12 protein-coding genes are annotated in these 13,343 nt (G+C 65.3%); 11 read left to right on the top strand and 1 reads right to left on the bottom strand.

What is annotated here, in order from left to right:
- Positions 1-196 precede the first annotated feature (196 nt).
- Positions 197-1,762, bottom strand: coding sequence for an amino acid permease (locus ACYVGC_RS13970; RefSeq protein ID WP_460584452.1), 1,566 nt, complete (start codon positions 1,760-1,762; stop codon positions 197-199).
- A gap of 261 nt (positions 1,763-2,023) precedes the next feature.
- Here ACYVGC_RS13970 and ACYVGC_RS13965 point away from each other — a divergent pair, with 261 nt between their 5' ends.
- The 11 genes from ACYVGC_RS13965 (at position 2,024) to ACYVGC_RS13915 (ending at position 13,270) form a co-directional block, all read left to right on the top strand.
- Positions 2,024-2,392, top strand: a complete 369-nt coding sequence (locus ACYVGC_RS13965) for a hypothetical protein (RefSeq protein WP_460584451.1) — start codon at positions 2,024-2,026, stop codon at positions 2,390-2,392.
- Between the two features lie 217 nt (positions 2,393-2,609).
- On the top strand, positions 2,610-3,041 hold the full coding sequence (locus tag ACYVGC_RS13960) for a hypothetical protein (protein WP_460584450.1): 432 nt from the start codon (positions 2,610-2,612) through the stop codon (positions 3,039-3,041).
- 189 nt (positions 3,042-3,230) lie between these two features.
- A complete protein-coding gene (locus ACYVGC_RS13955; RefSeq protein WP_460584449.1) occupies positions 3,231-4,601 on the top strand; it encodes an MBL fold metallo-hydrolase in 1,371 nt (456 codons plus the stop codon).
- Between the two features lie 212 nt (positions 4,602-4,813).
- Positions 4,814-4,966: a chryseobasin-related MNIO class RiPP peptide gene (locus ACYVGC_RS13950; RefSeq protein WP_460584448.1), complete on the top strand. Its 153-nt coding sequence runs from the start codon at positions 4,814-4,816 to the stop codon at positions 4,964-4,966.
- Between the two features lie 120 nt (positions 4,967-5,086).
- Entirely contained in the window at positions 5,087-6,220 is a 1,134-nt protein-coding gene (locus tag ACYVGC_RS13945) for a multinuclear nonheme iron-dependent oxidase (protein WP_460584447.1), read from the top strand.
- A 145-nt stretch (positions 6,221-6,365) separates the two neighbouring features.
- Positions 6,366-8,138, top strand: a complete 1,773-nt coding sequence (locus ACYVGC_RS13940) for a helix-turn-helix transcriptional regulator (RefSeq protein WP_460584446.1) — start codon at positions 6,366-6,368, stop codon at positions 8,136-8,138.
- Positions 8,139-8,290: 152 nt separating this feature from the next.
- Positions 8,291-8,824, top strand: coding sequence for a hypothetical protein (locus ACYVGC_RS13935; protein ID WP_460584445.1), 534 nt, complete (start codon positions 8,291-8,293; stop codon positions 8,822-8,824).
- 59 nt (positions 8,825-8,883) lie between these two features.
- Entirely contained in the window at positions 8,884-10,083 is a 1,200-nt protein-coding gene (locus ACYVGC_RS13930) for a WD40/YVTN/BNR-like repeat-containing protein (protein WP_460584444.1), read from the top strand.
- Between the two features lie 326 nt (positions 10,084-10,409).
- Complete coding sequence (locus ACYVGC_RS13925) at positions 10,410-11,411, top strand: AAA family ATPase (RefSeq protein ID WP_460584443.1); 1,002 nt, start codon at positions 10,410-10,412, stop codon at positions 11,409-11,411.
- 64 nt (positions 11,412-11,475) lie between these two features.
- Entirely contained in the window at positions 11,476-11,946 is a 471-nt protein-coding gene (locus tag ACYVGC_RS13920; protein ID WP_460584442.1) for a hypothetical protein, read from the top strand.
- Positions 11,933-13,270 carry a vWA domain-containing protein gene (locus tag ACYVGC_RS13915; protein ID WP_460584441.1) on the top strand — a complete coding sequence of 446 codons (1,338 nt, stop codon included), beginning with the start codon at positions 11,933-11,935 and terminating at the stop codon, positions 13,268-13,270. The genes ACYVGC_RS13920 and ACYVGC_RS13915 overlap by 14 nt, the downstream gene beginning before the upstream one ends.
- The last annotated feature ends 73 nt before the right edge of the window (positions 13,271-13,343 follow it).

Here is a 13,343-nt window from a genome sequence, read left to right as displayed (position 1 = left end):
TATACAGAACGTCATGCTGAACGCAGGGAAGCATCTCGCTCGCTTCGTTGAATAAGCCCTACCGATTGCGAGCGAGATGCTTCCCTGCGTTCAGCATGACGTTCTGTATAGTGTGTCATAATTCTTGCCCAAAAACCTAAAAGAAAGACCCCGCTGGCAGCTTGCCAGCGGGGTCTTTCTTTTAGGTTAAACCACCTTAGCGGTTATTCGGGTCGGGCTTGATAAACGCCTCTTTTTCCATTTCTTCGGGGATAACCACGATGCCTTTCTGGAGCATCGAATTGCGCTTGCCGTAGAGGAAATACACGATGAAGCCGAGGAACATCCAGCCGAAGGCCACTTTCAGGGTGAACGCATCGAGCGCGCCGATGAGTAGCAGGCAGATGAGCGCGCCCATGATGGGCACCAGCGGCAAGGTGGGCGACGACAGCGGCGCGCGGAACGGCCGCGGCTGGTTGGGGTCCGACTTGCGCATAATCCACACGCCGAGGCTTACCAGCACGAAGGCCAGCAGCGTACCAAACGAGGTGAGGTCGCCGGCCAGCGAGCCGGGCACGAAGGCCGCAAACAAGCCCACGAACACCATCAGCATGAGGTTGGATTTGTAGGGCGTGTTGAACTTGGGGTGCAGTTCGGAAAACGCCTTGGGCATGAGCCCGTCTTTGGCCATGGAGAAGAACACGCGGCTCTGGCCCATCAGCATTACCAGGATAACGGAGGTGAAGCCCAGCAAGATACCAATGGTAACGGCGGTAGCTAACCAGCCGTAGCCGGGCATGTGCGCCTGAATGGCGTAGGCCACCGACGCCTCGCCGCCAATGGCGGGGTCGGCAAATTCGCGCCAGCTGGCCACGCCCGTCAGCACGTGCCCAAACAGGATGTAGAGCACCGTGCAAATAGCCAGCGAACCCAGGATGCCGATGGGCATATCGCGCTTGGGGTTTTTGGCTTCCTGCGCGGCCGTGCTCACGGCATCAAATCCGATGAAGGCAAAGAACACGATGGCCGCGCCGCCCAGAATACCGCCAATGCCGTGCTTGTTCCAGTCGGAGTATGAGTGCGGGCCAATGGGCGGCTGGTCGGCCGGAATGAGGTAGGGCGTGTGGTTGGCGGGGTTGATAAACTGCCAGCCCACTGCAATGAATACCAACACGATAGCCACTTTCAGCACCACCACAATGGCGTTGAAGGTAGCCGATTCCTGGGTGCCTTTTACCAGCAGCAGGCTCAGGGCCACAATCACGAACAGGGCCGGCAGGTTGATGAGGCCGTGCACCTCCACGCCATTTACCACGGCGTGCTCGAAGGGCGAGTGGCTGAGGTGATACGGAATACTGGTGTGAAAGACTTCTAGCAGCTTATTGAGGTACTCGCTCCAGGCAATGGACACGGTGGCCGCGCCCAGCGCGTACTCCATAATGAGGGCCCAGCCGATAACCCAGGCTACAAATTCGCCCATGGTGGTGTAGGCGTAGGTGTAGGCCGAGCCGGCAATCGGAATCATGGCCGCAAACTCGGCGTAGCACAACCCGGCAAACACGCAGCCAATGGCCGCCACAATGAAAGCCAGCGTTACGCCCGGCCCCGAGGCCTGGGCGGCGGCGGCGGCGGTGCGCACAAACAGGCCGGCCCCGATGATGGCACCCACGCCCAGCGCCACGAGGTTGCCCGCGCCCAGCGTGCGTTGGAGGGTGCCGTGCCCGGTAGAGTTTGCTTCGCCCAGAAGCTGAGCAAGCGGTTTTTTGGCAAAAATACTAGCCATGCAAGAGAGAGGAAAAGAACGAGTGGGGGGAGGTACTAGTAACGGTTTTTTCGCGTTGAATTAACACCGAGGAACAGTTCGGCCGGGCCGAAAATACGCTAAACTTCCCGACTGGCGCGCGGCCTGGTTTGGCCGGGCCTTTGCACTAGCCGGGCCGGCGCGGCCCAACCCCCTCCCCCACGCCCGTTTACTGCGCCAACTGCGGCGGCGCGAACCTACTTTTGTTCTATTGCTTTTCACCGGTTTATTATACCAGTTGCTATGAAAAATACGCTTCTATTCGCAGTCTTACTAAGCTTAACGGCGGCCGGCACCCACGCCCAAACCGCGCTGGGCGCGCAAGCCGCCGTGGCCGCCCAGGCCAACCGCATGACCCAGGAACTGGGCCTCTCGGCCGACCAGAACACCCGCCTGCGCCAGGTGCTGCTGCTCACCCGCCAGCACATGGACGCCGACCGCACCGCCCACCAGGATGACCCCGCCGCCCTGCGCGTGGCCATGGCCTTTGACCGCGCCAAATCGGACGAGTTGATTCGCGGCGTGCTCACGCCGGCCCAGTACACCCGCTACCAGCAATTTAAAGCCGCCCGCATCAGCCAGCTGCACACCACGGCCGGGGTGGGTAACTAGCTGGTGGGGTTGCCCGCGTAGGGCGAGCACGCCAGTTTGAGAATCACATCGCTTCATCTATAAAAAGGCCCTCTTCATCGACGTGAAGAGGGCCTTTTTGCTGCCCGGGCCGCTTTTGGCCTGCTGCTTGCAACTAGCCTTATACCTGGAGCCAGCGCGGCCGCGCTTCCTGCTTTCCTTTCCTTTTTTCTGCTAAAATTCTTCTGCTTACCTCATTATGAAAAAGTCCATGCTTCTGCTGGCCGCTATGGCCTTTGCCACCGCCAGCTTCGCCCAAGCCCCCGCCGCCACTACCACCCAGCTGCCCACCCACCGCGTGCACCGCATGGGCCACGACAAAACGCCCGAGCAGCGCGCCGACCACCGCACCAGCATGCTTACCAAAAAGCTGAGCCTCACAGCCGCCCAGCAGCCCCAGGTGCGCCAGATACTGCTGGCCCAGGCCCAGGAAGGCCAGGCCATCCAGGCGAAGTACCCTGCCAAAGAGCAGCGCCAAGCCCGCCACGAAGAAATGAAGGTCGGCCACGCCAAGTACCAGCAGCAGTTGCAAGGCGTACTCAACGCCGACCAGTACGGCAAGCTGACCGCCATGCAAAAAGAGCATCACCACAAAGGCGAGCACGGCGGCAAAATGAAAGCCAAAAGCTAGCCCCCGGGCGCAGCCCCTCGTTGCGAAAAGCGCCGGCCCCTGGGCCGGCGCTTTTTTTGGGGCCGGCCCAGGGGCCGGTGGGGCCAAAGCCTAGCCACATTATTGGGCCGGGTTGTTATATTTGACCTTATCACCTACCCCGGCAGCCCGATTATCAGGCCTTTAGCTCATCCGCTGCCAACAACCCCCATGCCGCTTCCCAGTAGTAGCACCCCCGCGGTGCAGATTCAGCAATTTTATGACAAGGGCCTCGCCCACGCCTCCTACGCCGTGCGGGCGGGCCGGCAGGTGGCCGTTATCGACCCCGGCCGCGACCCCCAGCCCTACTACGACTTTGCCGACGAGCACGACGCCGAGATAGTGGCCGTGATTGAGACGCACCCCCACGCCGACTTCGTGAGCAGCCACCTGGAAATAGCCCAGGAAACCGACGCCCCCATTTATTGCAGCAAGCTCACGGGGGCCCGCTACGCCCACCGGGATTTTGACGACGGCGACCGCATCAAGCTGGGCACCGTGGAGCTGCACGCCCTCAACACGCCCGGCCACTCGCCCGACAGCATCAGCATTTTGCTGCTGGATGAGCTGGCCCAAACCCGCGCCGTGTTCACCGGCGACACGTTGTTTGTGGGCGACGTGGGCCGGCCCGACCTACGCGAAGCCGCTACCGCCGGCGGCCATACCCGTGAGGCCCTCGCCGCCCAGCTCTACACCAGCCTGCGCCAGAAGCTGATGGCCCTGCCCGCCGCCACCAAGGTGTACCCCGCCCACGGCCCCGGCTCACTGTGCGGCAAAACCACCAGCCCTGACCTCGACAGTACCATTGGCAAAGAGCTGGCTACCAACTATGCGCTGCAACCCATGTCGGAGCCCGAGTTCATTCGGGTGCTGCTGGAAGACCAGCCGTTTATGCCCAAGTACTTTGGCCACAATGTGCTGCTGAACAAGCAGGGCGCGCCCAACTTCGAGGACAGCATTCGGGCGGTGCCGCGCCTGCACGCCGCCGCGCCCCTGGAGACCGGCGTGCTGCTGATTGACACCCGCCCGGCCGCCAAGTTTCAGGCCGGCCACCTGCCCGGCGCCATCAACCTGCAAGACGGCGGCAAGTTCGAAACCTGGCTCGGCTCCGTGGTGGGCCCGCAGGAGAAGTTTTACCTGCTCGCCGACACCCAGATTCAGCTCGACGCCGTGCTGCGCAAAACCGCCAAAATCGGCTACGAAGGCAACGTGAAGGGCGCGCTGCTGGCCCCCGCCAGCCAGCCCGTCACCAGCCCCACCGTGGATGTGGCAGCCGTGCGCCAGCACCCCGAGCAGTTCACCATCGTGGATATTCGCAACCGCAGCGAGGCGCACAAGCTCTTGTTTGACAACGCCTTACTCATTCCGCTACCCGAACTGCGCGAGCGCCTGGGCGAGCTCCCCACCGACAAGCCCGTGCTGGTGCACTGCGCCGGCGGCTACCGCTCGGCGGCCGGGGCCAGCATCATCGAGGCCGCGGTGGCGGGTGTGCAGGTGCTGGATTTGGGCGAAGCCGTGACGGAGTTTATGCCGGCGGGCTGATGCCGCCGGCCGTTACGCTGCTAACTGCTGTTACGCAAAGCTTATCGCCCCGCTGCTCACGCTCCTAATTCAGCGCCAGCAGCGGGGTACTTTGTTGGCAACTAAGGCTTTGCACTAATAGTTACGCGTAGTTTGCAACCATCTTATCCGGGGCAAACTCTTGCTTGTGAAGATAACTTCACCAAGACCCCATTCGTTTTTTCCCTCTTCTTATGAAACTGTCGAAAGCTTTACTCGGAGCCATTCTGGTTGGCGTGACCGTGCAGGCCACGGGTTGCAACAAAGGCGGCGACCCCAAGCCCAAGGGCGAAAAGACCGCCACTTCTAAAATACCGGACAACTGCCCAGCCTGCGGCATGGGCTAATTATTGCGCAGAAGCAGCCGGCTGCCCTGGCCCGCCAGCGGCCGGCTGCTTCTGCGTCTTCTGCGTAAGCCTCTGCGCCCTCTGCGGGCTAAAAACACCCGCGCCACCCCACCACTCCCAGTGCCAAAAGAGCCCGCTATTTTAGCAGCCATCGCCTGCAACCTCGATGCCGATATTCTGGCGGCGGCGTTTCCGCTGCTGGCCGAAGGCCGCGTGGAAGCCATCGAATGGTCGTTTGATACCCTCTACGGGGCCGAGCAGCTGCCCGGCTGGTTTGCCGAGCTGCTGGGCACCTACGCGGCCCAAAACAGGCTGCTGGGCCACGGCGTGTTTTTCTCGCTGCTTTCGGGCAAGTGGACGGCCGAGCAGCAGCAGTGGCTAACGCACCTGCAACAGCTGGCAGCGCAGTATTCCTTCGCCCACATCACCGAGCATTTCGGCTCCTTCACGGGTGAGAATTTTCATTCCGGCGCGCCGCTGCCGGTGCCCTACACGCCTACTACGCTGCGCATCGGGCAAGACCGGCTCCGGCGCATACAAGAGGCCTGCCAGTGCCCGGTGGGCCTCGAAAACCTGGCCTTCGCCTACTCGCTGGCCGAAGTGCAGCACCACGGCGAGTTTCTGGAAAAGCTGCTGGAACCGGTCAACGGCTTCCTCATCCTCGACCTGCATAACCTTTACTGTCAGCTGCATAACTTCTCCGTTTCGGCGGAAACGCTGGTGGCTTTGTACCCGCTCGACCGGGTGCGCGAAATCCATATTTCGGGCGGCAGCTGGGAAGAATCGGCGCTGCTGCCCGGCCAAAAAATCCGCCGCGACACCCACGACGCGGGCGTACCCGAAGAGGTATTTGAGCTCCTGGACCGCACCATGCCCCAGTGCCCGCACCTGAAGTACGTGGTGCTGGAGCAGCTCGGCACCGGCCTGAAAACCGAGGCTAGTCGCACCCAGTTTCGTCAGGATTTCCGCCGCATGGCGCGCTTGGTAAAGCAGTGCCGCCGGGGCTGGCCCACGCCGCCCGCGCGGTCGTTTTTGCCCCAGCACCCCCACCAGCCCGGCCCGGTAGCCGAAGATGCCCAGCTGCACACGCAGCAAGCGCAGCTCTCGCGCATCCTGGAGTCGGCCCCTTCCGTTGCCGAAGCGCAGCGCCAGCTGCAAGCCTCGGCCCTCGCCGCCACCGCCTGGCAGCCAGAAACCTGGGAGCCGCACATGCTGGAAACCGCTATGCGCATCGCGCAGAAGTGGAAGGGCTAGAAAAGCAACCGCTATTCTGGGGTTTGGCCGCACGCAGGCGCTGGGGTGGCAGGTTACCGCCCACCACAACCCGCGAACAGGCAACCTGGACCAATCCCCTCCGCAAGGCCGTATAATGCAGCCTCAACAGCCATGCTTTTCCCGAATGCGCCCCCCTCACCGCATCCCAACGCACGCTCCTCCCACCACTACTGGCTTACGCTTTCGGCTATGGCTTGGCTTGCTGCTCGTGCTGCTGGCCGCCGGCACCAGTCCAGCCCAGCCGGGCCCCGCGCCCGCGGCCCTGCGCCAGCGCCTGGCCACCGCCCCCGACTCGGCCCGGCCGCGCCTACTGCGCCTGCTGGCCGACCACTACCTGTACACCAACTTCGATAGCGCCTGGGTTTATGCCCGGCAGGCGCAGGCCCTGGCCCGCCAGCAGCACTCCGACGATGGCCTGTATTACAGCTACGGGCAGCTGGGTATTTTGAATGGGATGCGCGGCAATGCCGAGGCTTCGCTGCGGCTGTTTCTGGCCCAGCTGCGCCTCAGCCAGCACCGGCCCGATAGCCTGCGCGGCCGGCCGGGCATTTTGAGCAACATCGCCAACAGCTATTATAGCCAGGGCAAATACGCGGCGGCCACTGGCCTGCTCACCCAGGCCCGCCGGGCCGACGCGGCCGCCCACGACACGGCCGGCGTTATCAACGACCTCAACAACCTCAACCAGGTACTACTCAAGCAGCACCAGCCCAGGCAGGCGCTGCAAGCCAGCCAGCAGGCCGTGGCGCTGGCCCGCCGCCAGGCCACCGGGGGGCCGGCCGGCAACCAGGCCTACCTCTGCCTGGTGAGTGCCCTGCACGAACTGGGGCAGTATGCCGCTGCCCGCGATACCTGCCTGGCCCTGCTGCCCCGCCTCAAAGAAGGCCAGCAGCAGGCCTACGCCCAGCACCTGCTACTACGCGACTACCTGGCCCTAAACAACTTACCCGCCGCCGAGCAGGCCGGCCAGCGGGCCCTGGCCTACGCCCGGCCGGCCGGCATGCTCGACGCGGAGCGCGACGTGCGCACCGCCCTGGCCCAGGTGGCCGCCCGGCGCGGCGACTACGCCGCCGCCTACGCCCAGCAGTGCCGGGCCGACTCGCTCACGGCCCGCCTCACCCGCGAAAGCAACGCTAAAACGGTGGAGGATATGCAGTTTAAGTACGACACCGAGCGGCGCGAGGCGCAGGTGGCGGCCCTGGGCCAGCGCGTGCGGGCCAGCCGCTGGCTGGCCAGCCTGGGGGCGGCGCTGGCGCTGGCGGCGCTGCTAGCGGCCGCGTTTGTGTACCGGGCCAAGCGGCTGCAAGGGCAAGTGCACCAGCAGGCTGAGCTGCTGCGGGCGCAGCAGGCAGCCCAGCAGGAGCTGGCCGAAAATGCCCGCCAGCAACAGGAAGCCGCCCAGCGCCAGCAGGAGCATACCCAGCGCCAGCTCGAAGCCGCCGAGCGGGCCCGCCTGGAGCAGGAGCTGGCCGGCAGCCAGCGCGAGCAGGCCAGCGCTGCCCTCTTTGCCCAGCAAAAAACCCGGCTGCTCGAAGACCTCACCGAGGGCCTCGACGCGCTGGCCCGGCGCGTGCCCGAGGCCCACCGCGTCCCGGTGGGCGAGCTCAAAAAAAGCATCGGCCAGCACCTGCGCGTGGCCGACGACTGGGAGCGGGCGGTGCTGCACTTCGAGAAAATTCACCCCGAATTCTTCGCCCAGCTGCGCCTGCGCTGCCCCGCCCTCACGGCCGGCGAGCTCAAGCAGTGCGCCTACGTGAAGCTTAACCTGACCAACAAGGACATTGCCGGGCTGCTCAACATCGAGCCCGGCAGCGTGAAGATTAGCCACTACCGCATCAAGAAAAAGCTGGAATTACCGGAGGACGAAAGCCTGCGCGAATTCATTTTATCTGCTTGATAGATAGTTAGTTAGTGAGGCGGTATACCGCTTGTACCCCTGGCCCGCCTGGCATTTGCCGGCGGGCCTTTTCCTTTTGCGGTAGAAGGGGCCAGCGGCTCGCCACGGCGGTGGGCGCCGGCCTTCGTCCTTTTCCCCAACCCCCCATACCCATGCGTTACGCCCTTGCGCTGGCTACTTCGGCCAGCATCCTCTGCACGGCTTGCAGCAGCCCCGGCGCGGCCACCAAAACCACCAGTGCGGCCCCGGCCACTGCCGCCGCCCCGGCCGCCGACCCCGATGGCTGGGTGGACATTGACCTGAGCACCACGGTCCCCAAAATGCCCTTGGTGGTGAAAGCGCCCGCCGGCTATGCCGTGGTGGGCAAAAGCCCGCTCGGCGATGTAAAGCTGGGGGTCGAGGGCAGCGCCTTCGACGTGGACGACGTGACGGCGCAGGGTGCCGACTTTCTCAAAAGGCAGCAGGATGACGTAGCCAAAAACAGCGGCATGGTGTTCGAGAAATTCGTGCTGGAGCAGCCCGACGGCTTCATTGCCCAGATGGGCGGCAGCAACTACCTGCCGGTGCGGCTGGTGAAGGTGGGCGGGCACACCTACATGTTCTCGACCATTCCGCTCTACGCCCTGCCCTCGGAGGAAGCCGCCAAAAAACTGTACGACATGGCGGCGCTGGCCAAGGCCAAGTAGCAACCGCTTACCCGGCTGGCTGGCCGGCTTTTAGTTAACTACTTACCCTCGATAATCAAATGAATAGCTTAAAAACAGGAATGCTGCTGACCGGCTTGGCGCTGGCGGGCGGCGCGCAGGCCCAGGCCCAAACCATTTTGGCGGGCGGCAAGTCGTTTCGGGTGCACGAGAGCCCGTGCATCGCCTCGTCCAGCGACCAGGGCAAAACCTGGAGCCTCGTGTACGAGGGGGCCCGCAAGGGCCAGGACAACCCATCCTTCGTGACGGCGCTGGCCAGCGGCGGTGGTAAAGTGGTGGCCGTCACCAACTACGGCCTGGTGCTCACCAGCGCCGACCGGGGCAAAACCTGGACCGCGCAGGACGTAAAAACCCCGCTGCGCCTCAACAGCGGCTTCAATGGAGTGGCCTACGGCGACGGCATTTTTGTGGCCGCCGGCCAGCAGGATGCCCTCGCCTACTCGGCCGATGGCGTGAGCTGGCAGCGCCTGGGCACCGATAACCTCGCCCCCGGCGTGGCCGGCAACTCCGCCACTAGCTCGGCCGCTAACGAGGCGAAGCAGAGCGCCAAGAGCAAGCTGGGCGGCTTTGGCAGCAAGCTCGGCGGGCTGGGCGGCGGCCTGGTGGGGCAGGCCGCCACCTCGGCCAAAGGCAGCGGCGCGGCCCCGGCGGCGGCCGGCGCGGCGGGCTTCCACACCAACACCGACCCGCGCGACGAAACCAAGTACACCAACACCTACGGGGTCGATTTCGTGGGCGGCAAGTTTTACCTCACCGGCAACTTCGGCCGCGTGGCGGTATTTGAGGTGGTGGGCGGCAAGCCCAAGTTGCTGGAAAGTAGCCACGTGCACGACAAGCTGACGTCGAGCCTGCGCGAAACCGTGGGCGACGGCAAGGGCCACCTGGTGGCTTTTTCGGAGGCCGAAATGAAATCGGCCTACTCAGCCGACGGCGGTAAAACCTGGGAAGAAGCCTTCGACGTGAAGCCGCAGCTGCGCGGCGGGGCCTACGCGGCGGGCAAGTTCGTGGGCGTGTCGGCCTTCGGCGACGTGGCCACCTCCACCAACGGCAAGGACTGGCAGGTGACCCCCATGACGCGCATGAGCGACGGCGGCGCGCTGGAAGACGTCGTATACGCGGGCAAAAACTGGGTACTTTGCGGCGACGACAACAGCAGTTGGTACTCGGCCGACCAGGGCAAAACCTGGCAGCGCACCGATACCAAGCAGCTGGGCCTCAAACGGATGCTGGTACTGCCGTAGGCGGCACTAGCATAATTCGCCGCAAGGAACGTCGGGCCGCCCGCCAGGCCGCGGGGCGTTCCTTGCGGCCATGAAATAAAGCTGCTCAAGAAGCCGTCAGAACGTCCTGCTGAGCTTGCCGAAGCATCTCCACCGCCTCAGTTGAGCCGTTCAACGGAGCGGCAGCGATACTTCGGCAAGCTTAGTAGGACGGTTAATTTTGGTTTTTTAGACCTTCTGAACAGCTTCGATAACCGTTCTGGCTGCCTGTCTTTGCGTTATAAAGCGGGCAGTTCTCGCCAAGCGCCCGCTTAGCTGCCCGCCGGGCGCCCTCCTCCAAGTAGCTCATGACCCCCACCGAACTCACCGCCTACCTCACCACCCTCACCGCCCAGCGCTTGCCCCTGAGCGTGATGATATGGGGCGCGCCGGGCATTGGTAAGTCGAGCATTGTGGCGCAGGTGGCCGAGGCGCACGGGCTGCCCTGCATCGACCTGCGCCTGAGCCAGTTGGCCCCCACCGACCTGCGCGGCCTGCCGGTGGCCGATGGCGAGGTAGCCCGCTGGCTACCGCCCGAGTTTTTGCCCCGCGAAGGCAGCGGAATCCTGTTTTTGGACGAGATAAACCTGGCTCCGCCGGCCTTGCAGGGCGTGGCCCAGCAACTGGTGCTGGACCGGCGCGTGGGCAGCTACGTGCTGCCCGCCGGCTGGCTTGTCTGGGCCGCCGGCAACCGCAAGGAAGACCGGGCCGCCGTGTTCGACATGCCCGCGCCGCTGGCCAACCGCTTCCTGCACTTGCAAGTAAGCATTGATTTTGAGAGCTTTAAGGCCTACGGCTTTGCGCACGGCGTGCCCGAGCAGGTGCTGGCATTTCTCTCGTACCGGCCCGAACTGCTGCACCGCGTCAGCCCTGCCGAGCCGGCCTGGCCCTCGCCCCGCACCTGGGTGCTGGCGGGGCAGCTGCTGGCGGCCGGGCTGGCCGTGGCCCCCGCCGTGGGCGAGGGCGCGGCGGCCGAGTTTGACGCCTACCGCGCCCTCTACGCCGAACTGCCCGACCTCGACCGCATTCGGCTGGGCAAGGGCGAGGGGCTGGCTTTTCCGGCCGAGCCCTCGGCCCGCTACGCCACGGTGGTGGGCCTGGCCCTGCGCATCCAGAACGGCCGCGAGGGCGGCCACGCCTTCCGCTGGCTCGTGGAGCGGGCCGGGGCCGAATGGGTGCAGGCCTTCGCGGCCGATGCCCTGCGCCACCTGCGCAGCCGCAAGCAGCTGGGCGAGCTGGCCCGGCTGCTGCAAGAGGACGAGCGGCTGCAACGCTTTTTTACGGAGTACCAGGAGCTGCTGGCGGGGTAGGCATCGACCTGACCCTGTTTTAGCGGCCCTACTCCCTTCCAACGCTTATCGCCCTAAGTTTCTTATGTTCAGCATCTTCTGCTACCTGCTGCTAGCCTGGTGGACCCCACCTACTTACCACACCTACGCCAACGCCCGCTTTGGCTACCAGCTAGACTACCCAGCCGACCTGCGCCCGCAGCCCGAGGCCGACAATGGCGACGGCCGGCGCTTCGTATCGGCCGATGGGCAGACCGTGCTGACGGCCTACGGCAGCAACCTGGTGCTGGATGGGGGCCTCAATGAAGTCCGGAAAATTGCCCGGCAGGGCTGGCAGAAGGAGCGCGCTACCCTCACCCTCGACCAGGCGCTGCCCACGGGCTACGTGCTATCGGGGACGGTGAAGAGCCATATTTTTTATGAGAAAACGGTGCTGCGGGGCACCACCCTCACCACCTTCAGCTGGGAGTACCCGATAGCCCGGCGGGCGGCTATGGACGAAGTTATCCGGCACACCATTCACACGCTTCGGGCGGGCGGCGTTGGCGGCAAGTAGCGAAGCAGGCCTTTCAGCAGCAGAAACCGCGTGGCTGGCCGCCGCCCACGCCGCCGGGCAGCGCCTGCTCGGGGTGCAGCTGCGACTGCGGGCGGCCTCGCCGTTTTTTGCCACCCTGCTGCTGTATGCGCGGCTGCTGCCCACGCGCACGGTGGAGGTGGCGGCCACCGACGGGGCGGATATTTTCTTTAACCCCGAGGGCATCATGCGCTACCCGGTGGCCGAGCAACTGGGCGTGCTGCTGCACGAGGTGCTGCACGCGGCCCTGCACCACGTGCCGCGCCGGGGCCCGCGCCACCCCTTCGTGTGGAACGTGGCCGCCGACGTGGTGGTCAACGGCATCGTGCGGGCCGCCGGCTTCGCCCTGCCCGCCGATGCCCTCCTGGACGGCCCGCTCGAAACGCTGACCGTGGAGGAGGTGTACAGCCTGCTGTGGCAGCGCCTGCACCCGCCCGCCGCCGCGCCCAAAGGCCCGGCCGGCGCGGGCAGCCCAGCCAGCCAGGGCAACGGCAGCAACAATGGCGGCGGTACTGCCACCCCAAAAACGCAGCCCGATACCCTTACCGACAAGTGGTTGCGCCGGGCCTATCACGACTGGGACGCCGCCCGCTACTGGGTGCTGGCCGACCTGCTGGCCGGGCGCCCCGCCGACGCGCCCCGCCCGGCCGGCCCCGGCAGCCGCAGCGCCACCGAGGCCTACTGGCGGGCCGCCCTGCACCGCGCCACAGCCGTGCGCTCGCTGGTGGCCGGCCCCGACCCGCTGGGCCACGGCCGCGAAGCCGCCTGGGCCCTGGGGCCGCGCCTGAGCTGGCGCACGCTGCTGTGGCGCTACCTGGTGCAAACGCCCGTCGATTTTGGGGGCTTCGACCGGCGCTTTGTGGGGCGGGGGCTGTACCTCGAAACGCTGGCCGGCGAAACCGTGCGCGTGGCCGTGTGCCTCGACACCAGCGGCTCGGTCGATAGCCGGCTGCTGGGCGAGCTGCTGGCCGAGGTGCGCGGCATCCTGGGGTCGTACCCGCATCTGGAAGTCCAGTTCTGGTACGCCGACGCGGCCCTCTACGGCCCCCACGAGCTGACAGCCGCCGATGCCGCCGCCTTGCCCCGGCCGCAGGGCGGCGGCGACACGTCGTTTGAGCCTTTTTTTACCGAGATGGCCCGGCAGCAGCCCGCGCCCAACGTGCTGGTGTACCTCACCGATGGCTACGGCGATTTCCCGGCCGAGGCCCCGGCCGAGGCCCCGGCCGGGCCGGTGCTGTGGGTGGTGGCCCCCGGCGGCGCGGCCGACGCAACGTTTCCGTTTGGCGAGGTGCTGCGGCTGGTGTGAGGGGAAAGCTAGGTCCCGGAGGAGTGGTTATCCGCTGAAAAAACCTCGTTTCCGTCGCCGCCAGCTGCATTTT

This window comes from Hymenobacter arcticus (genome assembly GCF_054779975.1).
The sequence above is the reverse complement of the archived record's forward strand: the minus strand, read 5'-3'. Positions and strand labels throughout refer to the sequence as shown.